The organism is Pseudomonadota bacterium (assembly GCA_040752895.1).
Lineage (GTDB): Bacteria > Pseudomonadota > Alphaproteobacteria.
Window position 1 is genome coordinate 124,684 of sequence record JBFMHN010000002.1, and the last position, 16,608, is coordinate 141,291.

The window sequence follows — 16,608 nt, forward strand, 5'->3', positions numbered from 1 at the left end:
CTACGAAAAATCAACGCCGCGCAGTCTTGCTAGTGGTGGAAGATGTCCTCGTCCGCCCAGCCGATGAGGTCGAGCGCCGCCTGGTGGGGCAGAAAACGGAAGCAGGCCTCGGCCAGATCCAGCCGGCCTTCGCGGGTCAGCATGGCGAGCAGTTTTTCCCGAAGCCGATGCAGGTAGAGCACGTCGGCGGCCGCGTATTCGCGCTGCGCCTCGGTCAGTTCCGCCGCCCCCCAGTCGGAAGACTGTTGCTGTTTCGATATCTCCACGTTCAAAAGTTCGCGGCAGAGGTCCTTCAAGCCGTGACGATCCGTATAGGTGCGGGCAAGGCGGGAGGCGATCTTCGTGCAAAAAACCGGCTCTGCGAAAACATCGAGATAACGCAGCAGCATGGCCAGGTCGAATCGGCCGAAATGAAAAATCTTCGTCACTTTCTTGTTCGTCAGAACGGCTTTCAGATTGGGCGCCTTGTACAAACCCTTCTCAAACTGGACGAGATGGGCGTTGCCGTCCCCGGCGGAAAGCTGGACCAGGCAAAGCCGATCCCGATGGGGGTTGAGGCCGAGCGTTTCCGTGTCCACGGCGAGGAAATCACCGAAGTCGAGTCCGGCCGGCAGGTCGCCCTTATGCAGTTCGACGCTCATTTCATCATCTTTCAGGCCCCTGTCTTTCGGGTCTTGCGGCCGGTTGCCTTGCCGCTCGCGGCGCTACGCCGGGGCACGCATAAAAACAGAGAACACAAGTCGGAAACGTTTAAGGCTGGTGCCCAGGAGAAGACTCGAACTTCCACGACCTTGCGGCCACTAGCACCTGAAGCTAGCGCGTCTACCAATTCCGCCACCTGGGCAGCGCTTGGCGCTTGCTGCCGTTGCCTTGGGTGTTCCTATATACTAGGTACGTAGCCGAAAAGAAACGCCGAGGCAAGAATCGCACCGCGGCCTTTCCCAAGCTAGAATGCGGACTTATGACCAATCGTATCGTAACTATTTTTGGCGGATCGGGCTTTGTGGGGCGTCACCTCGTCCGGCGGCTGGCAAGCGAAGGCGCGCGCCTGCGCATCGCCGTTCGTGACCCGGAGGCGGCGGCGTTCTTGAGGCCACTCGGCGACGTCGGCCAAATCCTGCCGTGGCCGGCGAACGTCCGGGACGACGCCTCGGTCGCCGCGGCGGTGCGGGACACCGACGCCGTCATCAACCTCGCCGGCATCCTTTACGAGCGCGGCCGGCAAACGTTCCGCGCCGTTCACGTGGATGGGGCGCAGCGGATCGCCCGCGCGGCGAAGGAAGCCGGCGTCGGCACGCTCATCCACGTCTCGGCGATCGGGGCGGACCTCGCATCGCCTTCCGCCTACGCCCGCACCAAGGCGGCCGGCGAGGCGGCCGTGCGCGAGGCGTTTCCCGAGGCCGTTTGTGTTCGGCCCAGCGTCGTCTTCGGGCCCGAGGATAATTTCTTCAATCTGTTCGCAAACCTTGCCCGGTTCGCGCCGGCGCTGCCCCTGATCGGCGGCGGCAAGACCCGCTTGCAGCCGGTCTATGTCTGCGACGTCGCCCTGGCGATCTGCCGCGCGCTTTCGGGCCACGCCGGCGAGACCTTCGAGTTGGGCGGGCCTGTCGTCTATACCTTCCGCGAGCTGCTCGAACGCACCCTGGCGGAGACCGGTCGCCGTCGACTGCTCGTGCCGGTGCCTTTCCGGGTGGCGCGCCTTGAAGCTTTTTTCCTTGAGCTCTTGCCGAAACCGTTGCTCACCCGCGACCAAGTGCGCCTGCTCGAGCGCGACAACGTCGTTTCGCCCACCGCCAAGACGCTGGCGGATTTGGGCATCGCGCCGACGCCGGTCGAGGTGGTCCTGCCAAGCTACCTCGCCCGCTTCCGCCCCGGTGGGCAGAAGCGGGAACGGTGGTCGCCCGACGGCGACAGCCCGGCTTAAAACCACCCGCTCGGCAGCACGCCGAAATAAACGAAGGCCACCAGGCCCGCCCCCAGAACGACGCGGTACAGCACGAAAGGGGTGAAGGTGGCGTGGCGCAACCACGCCATCATCAAGGCGATGGCGGCGAGGGCCGAAAAGAAGGCAAGACCGGCGGCAAGAAACGCATCCCGGGTAAGCTCGGCGTTCCCCATTTCATAAAGACGGATGCCCTCGAGCGTGCCGGCAGCAAGGATCGCCGGAATGGCGAGCAAGAGCGAAAACCGCGCCGCCTCCTCTCGCTCGAAACCAAGCATGCGTCCCGCCGTCATCGTCACGCCGGAACGGCTTGTGCCGGGAATGAGCGCGCAAATTTGCGCCAGCCCAATGACCAGCGCGCCGCCGAAGGTCATGTGTTCGACGCGGCGAACGCGCAGGCCGAAGCGGTCGGCCAAGTAAAGCAGCACACCGAAGCCGAGCGTCGCCCAGCCGATGACCAGCGGATCGCGCAGACGCTCGGCGTGATCGATCAGGAAATATCCCGTCGCCATCACCGGCAAGGTGGCGAGCACGATCTGGAGGCCGAGTCTCGCACCGGCGTTGACCGCGCCGCCGAGGGCGCTGCCCAAGCCCTTTGCCATGCGCCAAACGTCCCGCCAGAAATAGACGAGCACGGCGGCCAGGGTGCCGACATGCAGGGCGACGTCCATCAGGAGGCCCTGGTCCTGCCAGTGGAGTCCCATCGAGGTCAGGATCAGATGCGCCTGCGAACTGATGGGAAGGAATTCGGTGACGCCTTGGATGAGGGCAAGGACGGCGATGTGCAAGAGCGGCAAGCGGACAACTCCCGACGGTGAGGACATGCAGCATGCCGTATCTGCCCCCGTCAAGACACGTGAAAAATTTTGACAGTAAATTACATTTATTTCAATATGTTACAATAAATAGTACCGTTAGTTTACTAACATCCTCGGTTGCCGCTTTGATTTTCTAGAGGTTTGATGATTTAAAGATGGAATCCATTGCATTAGGTAAACCTTATTGACACAATTCGATGGTATTATATGGTATGCCAATAAAAATAGCCCCGCGGGAGACGCAAGGCGGGGCCATCAACATATCGGGACTAGGACCAAGTCGCATCATGGTAAACCGCATGCTGAAATTTCGGGACATCGCCCAGCGCATGCCCGTGAAGCGGGAAGCCGATGCCCGGCGCCAGGACTTCGATGAAATCTTCGGCGAATACGATCCCGCCGCCGCCGCCGAGCAAGCCGGTCGCTGCTCGCAATGCGGGATTCCGTTCTGCCAGATTCATTGCCCGGTCTCGAACAACATTCCGGACTGGTTGAGACTCACCGCCGAGGGCCGTATCGAGGAAGCCTACGAGGTTTCCGCCGCGACCAACAACCTGCCCGAAATCTGCGGCCGCATCTGCCCGCAGGACCGGCTGTGCGAAGGCAATTGCGTCATCGAGAAGGGGTTCGATTCGGTCACCATCGGCTCGGTCGAAAAATACATCACGGACACCGCCTTCGAGAGGGGCCTCGTCAAGCCGCCCGCCCCGCGACGGGAGCTTGAACAATCCGTCGGCGTCATTGGCGGCGGACCGGCCGGCCTTGCCGCCGCCGAGCAGCTCCGCCGCAAGGGCTACCAGGTGCACGTTTACGACCGCTACGATCGGATCGGCGGCTTGCTCGTCTACGGCATCCCGAACTTCAAGCTTGAGAAGTGGGTCGTCGAGCGGCGCGTCAAGCTGCTGACGGAAGGCAACGTGCGCTTCCATCCGAATTTCGAGGTCGGCCGCGACGCCAGCCTGCCCGAACTTCAGGAGCGGCACGACGCCGTCCTGATCGCGACCGGTGTTTACAAGGCGCGCGACATCAAGATTCCGGGCTCCGGCCTCGGCAACGTCATCCAGGCCCTCGACTATCTGATCGCCAGCAACCGCAAGGGGCTGGGAGACGACGTGCCGGAATTCGACAGCGGCGCGCTGGACGCCAGCGGCAAGAACATCGTCGTGGTCGGCGGCGGCGACACGGCGATGGACTGCGTGCGCACCGCCGTTCGCCAGGGCGCGAAGTCCGTCAAATGCCTTTACCGGCGCGACCGCGCGAACATGCCCGGTTCCCAGCGCGAGGTCCGCCACGCCGAGGAAGAAGGCGTCGAGTTCATCTGGCTTTCCGCGCCGGAGGCGTTTCTGGGCGACGGCGCCGTTTCCGGCGTACGAACGCTGCGGATGCATCTCGGCGATGCGGACGCGACCGGACGCCAGACCCCGCAGCCGATTTCCGGCTCCCACTTCACGCTGGAAGCCGACGTGGTCATCAAGGCGCTCGGCTTCGACCCGGAGGAAGTGCCAACGCTTTTCAGCGTGCCGGAACTGGAGGTCAGCCGCTGGGGAACGATCAAGATCGACTTCCGCACGATGATGACGAATCTCGACGGCGTCTTCGCCGCCGGCGACATTGTACGGGGTGCCTCGCTCGTCGTTTGGGGAATCCGGGATGGGCGTGACGCCGCCGAGAACATCGACGCCTACTTTCGGGCGAGGATGAAAAAAAAGCACCCGGCGAAAGAGCTCGCCGTCGCTTCGTAAAAAAAAGATAAAGGCAGGCAAGACATGAACAAGGGAGAAGCCTTCGTTGACGCCTGGCGGGTAAACGCCGCCCAGCTCGAGCGCGAGGGTCTTTATCGTCCGGAGCACGAGCACGACGCCTGCGGCGTCGGCCTCGTCGTCGCCATCGATGGCAAGCCAAGGCGCGCCGTCGTCGAGGCGGGGATCAACGCCCTCAAGGCCGTCTGGCACCGCGGCGCCGTGGACGCCGACGGCAAGACGGGCGACGGCGCCGGCATCCACGTCGAGATTTCGCAGGAATTCTTCAAGGAACACATCGCGCGCACCGGCCATCGGCCGGAATCGGGCCTGCTCGCCGTCGGCATGGTGTTCCTGCCGAAAACCAGCCTGAACGCGCAAGAAGTCTGCCGCACGATCGTCGAGGCGGAAATCCTTGCCTTCGGTTATCGCATCTATGGTTGGCGGCAGGTTCCGATCGACGCCTCCGTCATCGGGGAAAAGGCGAACGCCTCGCGCCCCGAGATCGAGCAGATCATGATCGCCAACGCCCGCGGCGTGGACGAAGAGCAATTCGAGCTCGACCTCTACATCATTCGCCGGAAGATCGAGAAGCGCGTGCTTGAAGAAGAGCACATCAACGATTTCTACATCTGCTCGCTTTCCTGCCGTTCGATCATCTACAAGGGCATGTTCCTGGCCGAGCAATTGACGAATTTCTACCCGGACCTGCTGGACGAACGCTTCGTCTCGCGCTTTGCAATCTATCATCAGCGCTATTCGACGAACACGTTCCCCACCTGGCTCCTCGCGCAACCTTTCCGCATGCTCGCCCACAACGGCGAGATCAATACGCTGCGCGGCAACGTCAACTGGATGCGGAGCCACGAAGCGCGGATGGAATCGAAGCGCTTCGGAGAGCATATCGAGACCCTGAAACCCGTCATCCCGCTGGGAAGTTCGGACTCGGCCGCCCTCGACGCCGCCTTCGAGCTCATGGTCCGCGCCGGGCGGACGGCGCCCCTTGTCAAGACGATGCTGATTCCCGCCGCCTGGTCGAACCAGGCGATCATGCCGCAAAAGCACCAGGACCTTTTCCATTACTGCAACTGCGTTTCCGAACCGTGGGATGGTCCGGCGGCGATCACCGCCTCCGACGGGCGCTGGGTCATCGCCGGCATGGACCGGAACGGGCTTCGCCCGATGCGCTACACAATCACCGGCGACGGCCTTCTCACCGTCGGTTCCGAGGCCGGCATGGTGTGGGCGGACGAATCCGCCGTCATCGAAAAGGGCCGCGTCGGCCCGGGCCAGACGATCGCCGTCAATCTGGACGAAGGCCGCCTCTATCACGACCATGAGCTCCGCGACATGCTGGCGGACGAGCTGCCTTACGGCAAATGGATCAAGCACCTGGTCGCGATGGACAGCCTGATCAAAGGCGCCCGTTCGGAAAAGGGCACCTGCTCGCGGGAAGACTTGCGGCGGCGCCAGGTTGCCTGCGGCTACACGATGGAGGAAATCGAGCTCCTGCTCCAGCCGATGGCCGAGGACGGAAAGGAAGCGATTGGCTCGATGGGGGACGACACGCCGCTGGCCGTGCTTTCCAACCACTACCGGGGCATGCATCACTATTTCCGGCAGCGGTTCAGCCAAGTCACGAACCCGCCGATCGACAGCTTGCGCGAGCGCCGCGTCATGGGCCTCAAGACGCGGCTTGGCAATCTCGGGAACATCCTCGAAGCCCATGAGCGGCAGACGCGGCGTCTCGAACTGGAATCGCCCGTCCTTTCAAACGCCGAGTTCGCGGCGATGCGCGCCCACATGGGAGAACAGGCGGCCGAGATCGACTGCACCTTTCCCACCGACGGCGGCGAGAACGCCCTGCAGGATGCCCTTACCCGCATCCGGACCGAGGCGGAAGATGCCGTGCGCGGCGGCATCGTGCACCTCGTCCTGAGCGACAAGGCCATTGGGCCGGAACTTGCGCCGATCCCGATGATCCTGGCGACGGGCGCCGTCCACACCCACCTCGTCCGCCAGCGGCTGCGCACCTTCACGTCGCTGAACGTACAGTCCGGCGAATGCCTCGACGTTCATTACTTCGCCGTGCTGATCGGCGTCGGCGCCACCACCGTCAACGCCTATCTCGCCCTTGAAACGATCGCCGACCGCCACCGGCGGGGCCTGTTGCCGGGGCTTTCGCTCGAGGAATGCGCCGTCCGCTACACAACGTCGGTCGACGACGGCCTGCTCAAGATCATGTCGAAGATGGGCATCTCGGTGATTGTCTCCTACCGGGGCGGGTACAACTTCGAGGCGCTTGGCCTGTCGCGCGCGCTGGTCGCCGAGTACTTCCCGGGCATGACGTCGCGCATTTCCGGCATCGGGCTTTCCGGCATCCAGGCAAAAGTGCTGGCGCTGCACGCCCGCGCCTTCAACGAAGACACCATCGCGCTTCCCATCGGCGGCTTCTATGCCGTCCGCCGGGGCAGCGAGGCGCACGCCGTGGATGGCAACCTCATCCATCTCCTGCAAACGGCCGTCGCCACGGATTCCTACAGCACATACAAAAAATACGGCGAGGGCCTGCGGCATTTGCCGCCGATCCAGCTGCGCGACCTTTTGGATTTCAAGCCTTCCGGCCAGTCGATCCCGACCGAGGAAGTCGAATCGATCACGGAAATCCGCAAGCGCTTCGGCACCGGCAGCATGTCGCACGGGGCACTTTCCCGCGAGGCGCACGAGACGCTCGCCATCGCCATGAACCGGATCGGCGGCGCCTCCTGCAGCGGCGAGGGCGGCGAGGACCCGGCGCGGGCCAACCCGCTGCCGAACGGCGACAACGCGAACTCCGTCATCAAGCAGATCGCCTCGGCCCGTTTCGGGGTGACGGCGGAATATCTGAACAACTGCGAGGAGATCGAGATCAAGATCGCCCAAGGCGCGAAACCGGGCGAAGGCGGCCAACTGCCCGGCTTCAAGGTGACCGAGGAGATCGCGCGGCTGCGCCACTCGACGCCGGGCGTAACCCTGATCTCGCCGCCGCCGCACCACGACATCTATTCGATCGAGGACCTGGCGCAGCTCATCTACGACCTGAAGCAGATCAACCCGGAAGCCCGGGTTTCCGTCAAGCTGGTGGCGGAGGAGGGCATCGGCACGATCGCCGCCGGCGTCGCCAAGGCAAAGGCGGACGTCATCCTCATTTCCGGCCATTCCGGCGGCACCGGCGCCAGCCCGCAAAGCAGCATCAAGTACGCCGGGGTTCCCTGGGAAATGGGCCTGAGCGAGGTAAACCAGGTGCTGACGCTGAACCGGCTTCGTCACCGGGTCCGGCTGCGCGTGGACGGGGGCATTCGCACCGGCCGCGACGTCGTCATCGCGGCGATGATGGGGGCAGAAGAGTTCGGCGTCGGCACCACGTCGCTCATCGCCATGGGTTGCATCATGGTTCGCCAGTGCCACAGCAACACCTGCCCGGTCGGCGTGTGCACGCAGGACCCGAAGCTTCGGAACAAATTCGAGGGCACGCCGGAGAAGATCGTCAACCTGTTCAGCTTCATCGCGGAAGAAGTGCGCGAGATTCTCGCCTCGCTCGGCATGCGTTCGCTGCGGGAAGTCGTCGGGCGCACGGACCTTCTGGCCCAGGTCAGCCGCGGCAGCCCCCACCTCGATGATCTCGACTTAAACCCCCTTCTCACCCAGCCGGACTCGGGCGAGTTCCCGCGCTATTGCTCGCTCGAAGGCCGGAATGAAGTGCCGGACACGCTGGACGCGCAAATGGTCGAGGACGCCTCCGCCGCGCTTCGGAAATCGGGCAAGGTGCAGCTCGCCTACAACGTCCGCAACACCCACCGTGCGGTCGGCACGCGGCTTTCCTCCATGATCACGCGCCGCTACGGCATGGCGGGTCTGGCCGAGGACCACATCACGGTGCGTCTGCGCGGTACGGCGGGCCAGTCGCTTGGCGCCTTCGCCGTCCAGGGATTGAAGATCGAGGTGTTCGGAGACGCCAACGATTATGTCGGCAAGGGGCTGTCCGGCGGCACTATCGTCGTCCGGCCGCTCACCGCCTCGCCTTTGGTCACCAACGAGAACACGATCATCGGCAACACGGTCCTTTACGGAGCAACCAGCGGCAAGCTGTTCGCCGCCGGCCAGGCCGGCGAACGGTTTGCCGTTCGCAATTCCGGCGCCGAGACGGTGATCGAGGGGTGCGGCTCGAACGGCTGCGAATACATGACGAACGGCACCGTTGTCGTCCTCGGCCCGGTCGGCGACAACTTCGCCGCCGGCATGACGGGCGGCATGGCCTTCGTCTATGACGAACGGGGCGATTTCCCCCACTACGTCAACCCCGACATGGCGACCTACCAGCGCGTGCAGACCGCCCATTGGGAAGGCGTGCTGAAGCGCCTCATCACCGAGCACGCCCACCAAACGCAGTCGCGCTTCGCCCAGCGGCTGCTCAACGATTGGGAACAGACCCTGCCGCATTTCTGGCAGGTCGTTCCGAAGGAAATGCTGAACCGTCTCGAATACCCGGCCACGATCGCCGAAGAGAAGGCCCGCGCCTGAGGCCTTCTTCCTTGGCTACCCATTGGTGGCCGGCTTGCGATAGAGTTTTGCCATGCGGACCCTCTACCACCTCTGGCTTTCGCCTTTTTCGCGGAAGGTACGGATCGCGCTGGCCGAAAAGCAACTCGCCTTCGGGATGCAGATCGAGCGGGTATGGGAGCGCCGCCGCGCCTTCCTCGCCATGAACCCGGCCGGCCAGGTCCCGGTTCTGGTCGAAGAGGACGGGACGGCACTCGCCGACAGCGACGCCATCTGCGAATATTTGGATGAAGCCTACCCCGAGCCGCCGCTGCTTGGCGAAACACCGCTGGGCCGCGCCGAGGTGCGAAGGTTGGCGGCCTGGTTCGATACGAAGTTCAACCGCGAGGTCACGGCGAACCTGGTCGGCGAGAAGGTGCTCAAGCGATTCCTGGGCTTGGGCGAGCCGGACTCGGGTGCGCTGCGCGCGGGGCACACGAACATCCACTACCACCTCGACTATATCGGCTATCTGACGGAACGGCGGGAATGGCTGGCCGGCGAACGTTTCTCGCTGGCCGACATGGCCGCCGCCGCCCATCTTTCGGTCGTCGACTACCTGGGCGACGTACCGTGGGGGGAACATGCGACGGCGAAGAATTGGTACGCGCGGGTAAAATCGCGACCTTCCTTCCGGCCCCTGCTCGCCGACCACATCCCCGGCATAACGCCGCCCAAGCACTACGCCGATCCGGATTTCTGACCCCGCCATGACGCAATCGGAAACCGCGCTCCCACCGGCCGGGCGGCTTTTCTGTTTCGGCCTCGGCGCCAGCGCAATGGCCTTGATCGAACGCCTGAAGGGAAAGGGCTGGCATTTCGGCGGCACCGTGCGGAAGGAAGCAAAACGCGCCGCACTTGCCGCCGCCGGCGTGGACGCCGCGCTCTTCGATTCCGAGCGTGCCGTCGAAGCGGCGGCGGAACGCCTTGCCGGAACGACGCATCTTCTTTCCTCCGTGCCACCGGATGCGGAGGGCGATCCCGTCCTGCGCCACCACCGGCACGCGGTACAAGCGATGCGAGGCCTGCGCTGGGTGGGCTACCTCTCGACGACCGGCGTCTATGGCGACCGCGGCGGCGGCTGGGTGGACGAGGGGTCCGAGCTTCGCCCGACGGGGCGGCGGGGCCGATTGCGGGTCGCGGCGGAACGGGCCTGGCTCGAACTCCAGGAAACGGCCGGGGTGCCGGTTCACATCTTTCGCCTGGCCGGCATCTACGGGCCTTCCCGCAACCCGTTGGCGGCCGTTCGCGAAGGCCGGGCACAGCGTGTCGGAAAGCCCGGCCAGGTCTTTTCGCGCATCCACGTCGAAGACATCGCGGAAACCCTTCTCCGTTCGATAGCCGCGCCGAAGCCCGGGCGTATATATAATGTCTGCGACGATCGGCCGGCCCCGCCGGAAGAGGTCATCGCCTTCGCGGCATCGCTGCTCGGCGTTCCCGCCCCGCCCCTTGTCACCTTCGAGGAGGCCCGGCTTTCCGACATGGCGCGCAGCTTCTACGCCGACAACAAACGCGTGCGTAACGACCGCATCAAGCGGGAGCTTGGCGTCACGCTTCGCTACCCGGACTATGAGGCGGGCCTGCGCGCCCTGTTCGCGGAACTACGCCTTAAGTGAATCCAGAAGGCCGGCAAGTGTACGCTCAAGCCTGCACAGATCCTTTGGTTCGGAGAGGCGGTGATCGCCCGTCTTTACAAGGGTAACCTCGGCGTCCTTCGATTCGAGGCAATCGAGCAGGCGGAGCGCGGTTTGCCACGGCACGTCGGCGTCCGCCATGCCGTGCACGAGCCGCACCGGACAGGCCAGCGGGATCCTATGCCGGAGCAGGAGATGCGCCCGTCCCTCCTCGATCAGCCGCCGCGTGATCCGCGTCACCGTCTCCGGGTAGTCGCCGGGCGGCGGCACGAAGCCGTCCCGCGCCATGGCCTCGCGCTCGGCCGCGGTCAGCCGTTGCCAGATAAGGTCTTCCGTGAAGTCGGGCGCCGCCGCGATCCCCAGAAGGCCCGCCACGCGTTGCGGCCGCGCCAGGGCAACCAGGAGCGCGATCCAGCCGCCCATGCTGGAACCGACCAGCACCTGCGGCCCTTCCGTGCAGGCGTCGAAAACGCCAAGCGCGTCTTCCGCCCAGCCGCCGATGGTGCCGTCCGCAAAGACGCCCGACGACCGCCCATGCCCTTGGTAGTCGAAGCGAAGGTAGGCTTGCCCGCGGGCTTCGCAGAAGGCTTCGAGCGCCGCCGCCTTGGTGCCCGACATGTCCGAACCGAAGCCGCCGCAAAAAACGACGCCGGGCGTTTTGCCCGGCGTGCGCCGATAGGCGATTGTCGCGCCGCCTTCGCGTGGTAAAGTCCCTGGCTCCGCCGTCGTCGGCATCGCTTCCTTCCCAACCGTTGCCCGAAACGTCCGGAGAGTAAGAAGCCGCTTCGCGGATTGTCCGTCAAGGAGATCGAACATGCCGGAAGCAAGAACCGGTGGCGTGAAAAGTCGCGCCCCGGTTATTTTGCAGGTGTTGCCCGCCATGGTGGCCGGCGGGGTCGAGCGCGGCACTATCGAGGTCGCCGCCGCATTGACGGCGGCCGGCTGGACGGCGCTTGTCGCCTCCGCCGGCGGGCCGATGCGGCATGAGCTTGAACGCGCCGGGGCCAGGCATTTCACCTTGCCGCTCGACAGCAAGAACCCGTTCGCCCTCTATCGGAACGTCCGACGCCTTGCCGACCTCATCGAGGCGGAAGGCGTCGATATCGTGCACGCGCGAAGCCGGGCCCCGGCGTGGAGCGTCTACTACGCCGCGCGCCGGACCCGTCGTCATTTCGTGACGACCTTTCACGGCACCTACGGGGCGCAAAACCGACTCAAGCGTCACTACAACGCCATCCTGACGAAAGGCGAGCGCGTCATCGCCATTTCCAAGTTCATCGCCGGCCACATGCGCCGTCTCTATGGCGTGGACCCAAACCGGCTGCGCGTCATTCCGCGCGGCGTGAAGCTGGACACTTTCGACCCCACCCGGGTCAGCGCCGAGCGTATCATCCAGCTTTCCCGCCAATGGCAGTTGCGGGACGACGCGCCTCTCGTCCTGCTGCCGGGGCGGCTTACGCGCTGGAAAGGGCAGGGCGTCCTCATCGCAGCGATTGCGGCGTTGGGAGAAAAGAACGTCCAATGCCGGCTGGTCGGCGCCGATCAGGGCCGCCTTGCCTACCGGAAGGAACTTGAAACCCGCATCGTTGACGCCGGGCTTTCCGACATCATCAAGATCGCCGACGACTGCAAGGACATGCCGGCCGCCTATATGCTGGCCGACGTCGTGGTTTCCGCCTCGACCGACCCGGAGGCCTTCGGCCGCGTCGCCGCCGAGGCGCAGGCCATGGGCCGGCCGGTCATCGCGACGGACCACGGCGCGGCGCGGGAGACGGTGCTGCCCGGCAAGACTGGCTGGCTGGTCCCGCCCGGCGACGCGAAGAAGCTGGCCGAGGCGCTGGCCTGGGCGATCGAGCTAAGCCCCATTGACCGGGATCGTCTCGCGGCCGAGGCGCGGGCGCATATCGTCCGCAATTTCTCGAGCCAGGCGATGTGCGCGGCAACCCTCGACGTCTACCGCGAAGTGCTGGCCGGGAACGGCCCCCCATGACCGCGGCCTTGCAGCGCATCCTCGTGATCAAGCTTGGCGCGCTTGGCGATTTCCTGCAGGCGCTCGGCCCCTTCGCGGCCATCCGCAACCACCACCGAGGCGCCCATGTCACGCTGCTGACGACGGCGCCTTACCGCGAGATGGCCGAGGCCTGCGGCTATTTCGATGATGTCCGGCTCGACAGCCGACCGAAATTCTTGAACCCCGGCGGTTGGCTCCGCCTGCGCCGGGGCCTGCGCGGGGGAAAATTCGACCGCGTCTACGATCTCCAGACCTCGGACCGCAGCGGTTTCTATTTTTATCTTTTTTTCCCCGGCCCTTTCCCGGAATGGTCGGGCATCGTGCGCGGCGCCTCGCACCCCCACGCCAACCCGAAGCGGGACTTCCTGCACACCCGCGACCGCCAGGCCGAACAGCTTCGCATGGCCGGCATCCCGGAAGTTCCCCGTCCCGCCCTCGACTGGATGCGGGCGGATATCTCGCGCTTTCCTCTATCGAAACCCTACGCGCTGCTGGTGCCGGGGGGCGCCCCCCACCGCCCGCGGAAGCGCTGGCCAGAGGCCCGTTACGCCGAGCTGGCCAATCGCCTCCTAGCGCAAGGCATCCAGCCCCTTCTCCTCGGCACGGCGGCGGAGGCGGCGACTCTCGGGACGATCGCCAAGGCCTGCGCCGGGGCCGTCAATCTGGGCGGCAAGACCAGTCTGTTCGAGATCGCCGAGTTGGCGCGCGGGGCCTGCGCCGCCATCGGCAACGACACCGGGCCCATGCACCTGATCGCGCAGACCGGAGCGCCGACCGTCGTTCTCTTCTCCGGCGCGTCGGATCCCGCCCTTTGCGCGCCAACCGGGACGCGCGTCGCCATCCTCAAGCGCGAGCCGCTGGACGGGCTCGCAACGGCCGAGGTCGAGGCCGCCCTGCATGCGCTGGGAGCGGCGGCTTGACACGGATTCGAAAGCTTCTACATTTCGCAAGACCTTAGGAAGAAAGCGATTTTCCCCATCTCCAGACTTAGCGCGCGATGATCACGATCACCCTTCCCGATGGTTCGACCCGGCCCTACGAAGGCCCGGTGACCGGCCTTGAGATCGCCGAGGCGATCGGCAAGGGCCTGGCCAGGGCGGCCGTCGCCATCCGCGTGAATGGCGCGCTTTGGGACCTCACCCGCCCCATCGCCCAAGACGCCGAAATCGCCGTCGTCACCCGCGGGACGGAGGAGGGCCGCGAGATCCTTCGCCACGACGCCGCCCATGTCATGGCCGAGGCCGTGAAGGAGCTTTACCCGGAAACCCAGGTCACGATCGGGCCGGCGATCGCGCACGGCTTCTATTACGACTTCGCGCGCAAGGAGCCCTTCGCCCCGGAAGACCTGGAAAAGATCGAAAAGCGGATGCACGCGATCGTCGCCCGCGACGAACAAATCGCGCGCGAGGTCTGGAACCGCGAGGAGGCGATCGCCTTCTTCAAGGACGCGGGCGAGCACTACAAGGCCGAGATCATCGAGGCGATCCCGGCGGGCGAGCCGATCACCCTCTACCGCCAGGGCAATTTCATCGACCTTTGCCGGGGGCCGCACCTGCCCTCGACCGGCAGGCTGGGCAAAGGCATCAAGCTGATGAAGCTGGCCGGCGCCTACTGGCGGGGCGATTCCAAGAACGCGATGCTGCAACGCATTTACGGCACCGCCTGGGCCGACGAGAAGGAACTCAAGGACCATCTCTTCCGGCTGGAGGAAGCCGCCCGCCGCGACCACCGCAAGCTCGGCAAGGAGATGGGGTTGTTCCATCTCCAAGAGGAAGCGGTCGGGTCCATCTTCTGGCACCCGAAAGGCTGGACGCTCTACCGTACCGTCCAGACCTATATCCGCCGCCGCCTGGACGCCGCCGGCTACGTCGAGGTGCAGACCCCCTCCCTGGTCGATCGCGCCCTCTGGGAGCAATCCGGCCATTGGGAGAAATTCCGCGAGCACATGTTCACGGCCGAATCGGAAGAACGCATGCTGGCGCTAAAGCCGATGAATTGCCCGGGCCACGTACAGATCTTCCGGCAAGGGCTGAAAAGCTACCGCGACCTGCCGCTGCGCATGGCTGAGTTCGGAAGCTGCCACCGCAACGAGCCGTCCGGCGCGCTGCACGGGCTCATGCGGGTCCGCGCCTTCACCCAGGACGACGCCCACATCTTCTGCACTGAAGACCAGATCACGGCGGAAACGAAGGCCTTCTGCGGCCTTCTGCTCAAGGTTTACGAGGATTTCGGCTTCGCGGACGTCGTCGTCAAGTTTGCCGACCGGCCACCGGTGCGGGCCGGAGCGGATGCCATCTGGGACCGGGCGGAAGCGGCGCTTCGCGGCGCCGCCGAGGCGAGCGGACTCAACGTCGCGCTCAACCCCGGCGAGGGCGCCTTCTATGGGCCGAAGCTTGAATTCGTGCTGAAGGACGCGATCGGCCGCGAGTGGCAATGCGGCACCCTGCAGGCGGACTTCGTGCTGCCCGAAAGGCTGAACGCAAGCTATGTCGCCGAAGACGGCGAGAAGCACCGGCCCGTCATGCTGCACCGGGCGATCTTGGGCTCCATCGAACGCTTCATCGGCGTCCTACTCGAACACTACGCCGGGCGGCTGCCGGTCTGGCTTGCCCCGGTGCAGGCCGTCGTCACACCCATCACCAACGAAACCGACGCCTACGCCGGCGAGGTCGCCGACCGGCTGCGGCAGGCCGGGCTGCGGGTCGAGCTCGACCTCCGCAACGAAAAGATCAACTACAAGGTGCGCGAGCACAGCCTGGCCAAGGTGCCGATTCTGCTTGCCGTCGGCGGCCGCGAGGCAAAGGAACGAACCGTTTCCATCCGGCAGCTTGGCGGGCAGGCGCAAGAAAGCCTTGCCCTTGAGGAAGCAGCCGCTAGACTTGCCCTCGAGGCCGCCCCGCCCGATGCCTGAAGCCGGGCCGGCGCGGGTTTGAAACCACCTGTTTTTCTGAAACCACCCGAGGAGGAAGTTCATAGCTAGGTTATCTGTACAATCGCGTCCGTCCCGCCAGGGACCGCGCATCAACGAACAAATCAACGTCTCAACCATTCGGCTGATCGGGGCAAACGCAGAACAAATCGGCATCGTTTCGCTGGAGGAAGGCCTGCGGGCCGCGGAAGAAGCCGGCCTTGACCTGGTGGAAATTTCACCAACCGCCGACCCCCCTGTCTGTAAGATTCTTGACTACGGCAAGCTCAAATACCAGGAGAGCAAGAAGCGCGCCGAGGCGAAGAAGAAACAGAAAGTGATCGAGGTCAAGGAGATCAAGCTCCGCCCCGGCATCGAGACCCACGACTACGAAGTCAAACTCCGTAAAATCATGGACTTCCTGCGCGAAGGCGACAAGGTCAAGGTGACGATGCGGTTCCGCGGCCGGGAAATGGCCCATCAGGACCTCGGACACAACGTCTTGATGCGGGTCCGCGACGACACCGAGACGGTCGGCAAGATCGAGCAGTTTCCTCATATGGAAGGCCGGCTCATGACCATGGTGCTGACCCCGAAATAGCCGGCGTTCCGCCGCTCCATCCGGCCGGCCCCCTTGACGGCGACTCATGGCTTTCGGGTCCTTGCCTTTCCTGGGCGGGGCCGTTATAACCTCGCTTCTTTCGAGCGGGCCGGCGAAGGGCATGCCTAGCCGCTCAGGAAACTTTCCTCCCTTTGAAGGAGAAGAAAATGCCCAAGCTCAAGACGAAAAGCAGCGTCAAACGCCGCTTCCGGACGACCGCCACAGGCAAGATTCGCATGAATCCGTCCGGCAAGCGCCACAATTTGCGCAAGCGCACCCGGAAAATGAAGCGTCAGGCCCGTCGCGCGACCTATCTCGCGAAGTCGGACGTCATCATTCTCAAAAAACACACCCCTTACGGTATCTGAGGCCTAGCC

General features: G+C 64.7%; 13 protein-coding genes and 1 tRNA gene. 10 read left to right on the forward strand and 4 right to left on the reverse strand.

Features of this window, described 5'->3' with window-relative positions; genetic code table 11:
• Window positions 1-29: 29 nt before the first annotated feature.
• A complete protein-coding gene (locus AB1781_04405; protein MEW5703814.1) occupies window positions 30-641 on the reverse strand; it encodes a ribonuclease D in 612 nt (203 codons plus the stop codon).
• A gap of 116 nt (window positions 642-757) precedes the next feature.
• Window positions 758-844, reverse strand: a tRNA-Leu gene (locus tag AB1781_04410).
• Between the two features lie 117 nt (window positions 845-961).
• Here AB1781_04410 and AB1781_04415 point away from each other — a divergent pair.
• Window positions 962-1,924, forward strand: a complete 963-nt coding sequence (locus AB1781_04415; GenBank protein ID MEW5703815.1) for a complex I NDUFA9 subunit family protein — start codon at window positions 962-964, stop codon at window positions 1,922-1,924.
• Here the strand turns inward: AB1781_04415 and AB1781_04420 are convergent.
• Complete coding sequence (locus AB1781_04420; protein MEW5703816.1) at window positions 1,921-2,739, reverse strand: undecaprenyl-diphosphate phosphatase; 819 nt, start codon at window positions 2,737-2,739, stop codon at window positions 1,921-1,923. The two genes, AB1781_04415 and AB1781_04420, sit on opposite strands and share 4 nt — an antisense overlap.
• Window positions 2,740-3,047: 308 nt before the next feature.
• Between AB1781_04420 and AB1781_04425 the strand changes: the two genes are divergently transcribed.
• From AB1781_04425 to AB1781_04440, 4 genes are read left to right on the forward strand one after another with little or no spacing between them, the layout of a single operon-like run.
• Window positions 3,048-4,502, forward strand: coding sequence for an NAD(P)-dependent oxidoreductase (locus AB1781_04425; GenBank protein MEW5703817.1), 1,455 nt, complete (start codon window positions 3,048-3,050; stop codon window positions 4,500-4,502).
• Window positions 4,503-4,526: 24 nt separating this feature from the next.
• A complete protein-coding gene (gene gltB / locus AB1781_04430; GenBank protein MEW5703818.1) occupies window positions 4,527-9,059 on the forward strand; it encodes a glutamate synthase large subunit in 4,533 nt (1,510 codons plus the stop codon).
• A 52-nt stretch (window positions 9,060-9,111) separates the two neighbouring features.
• Window positions 9,112-9,780, forward strand: coding sequence for a glutathione S-transferase family protein (locus AB1781_04435; protein MEW5703819.1), 669 nt, complete (start codon window positions 9,112-9,114; stop codon window positions 9,778-9,780).
• A gap of 7 nt (window positions 9,781-9,787) precedes the next feature.
• Window positions 9,788-10,693 (forward strand): SDR family oxidoreductase, encoded by a 906-nt coding sequence (locus AB1781_04440; GenBank protein MEW5703820.1) that lies wholly within the window; start codon window positions 9,788-9,790, stop codon window positions 10,691-10,693.
• Here AB1781_04440 and AB1781_04445 read toward each other — a convergent pair.
• The gene (locus tag AB1781_04445) at window positions 10,679-11,446 is read right to left on the reverse strand and encodes an alpha/beta hydrolase (protein MEW5703821.1); all 768 of its coding nucleotides are present in this window, start codon (window positions 11,444-11,446) and stop codon (window positions 10,679-10,681) included. The genes AB1781_04440 and AB1781_04445 overlap by 15 nt on opposite strands.
• 79 nt (window positions 11,447-11,525) lie before the next feature.
• Between AB1781_04445 and AB1781_04450 the strand changes: the two genes are divergently transcribed.
• From AB1781_04450 to rpmI, 5 genes are all read left to right on the forward strand, one after another.
• Window positions 11,526-12,701, forward strand: a complete 1,176-nt coding sequence (locus AB1781_04450) for a glycosyltransferase family 4 protein (protein ID MEW5703822.1) — start codon at window positions 11,526-11,528, stop codon at window positions 12,699-12,701.
• A complete protein-coding gene (locus AB1781_04455; GenBank protein MEW5703823.1) occupies window positions 12,698-13,642 on the forward strand; it encodes a glycosyltransferase family 9 protein in 945 nt (314 codons plus the stop codon). The genes AB1781_04450 and AB1781_04455 overlap by 4 nt, the downstream gene beginning before the upstream one ends.
• 77 nt (window positions 13,643-13,719) lie before the next feature.
• Window positions 13,720-15,633, forward strand: coding sequence for a threonine--tRNA ligase (gene thrS / locus AB1781_04460; GenBank protein ID MEW5703824.1), 1,914 nt, complete (start codon window positions 13,720-13,722; stop codon window positions 15,631-15,633).
• 61 nt (window positions 15,634-15,694) lie between these two features.
• Window positions 15,695-16,231, forward strand: a complete 537-nt coding sequence (gene infC / locus AB1781_04465) for a translation initiation factor IF-3 (GenBank protein MEW5703825.1) — start codon at window positions 15,695-15,697, stop codon at window positions 16,229-16,231.
• Between the two features lie 167 nt (window positions 16,232-16,398).
• The gene (rpmI, locus tag AB1781_04470; GenBank protein ID MEW5703826.1) at window positions 16,399-16,599 is read left to right on the forward strand and encodes a 50S ribosomal protein L35; all 201 of its coding nucleotides are present in this window, start codon (window positions 16,399-16,401) and stop codon (window positions 16,597-16,599) included.
• Window positions 16,600-16,608: the final 9 nt, after the last annotated feature.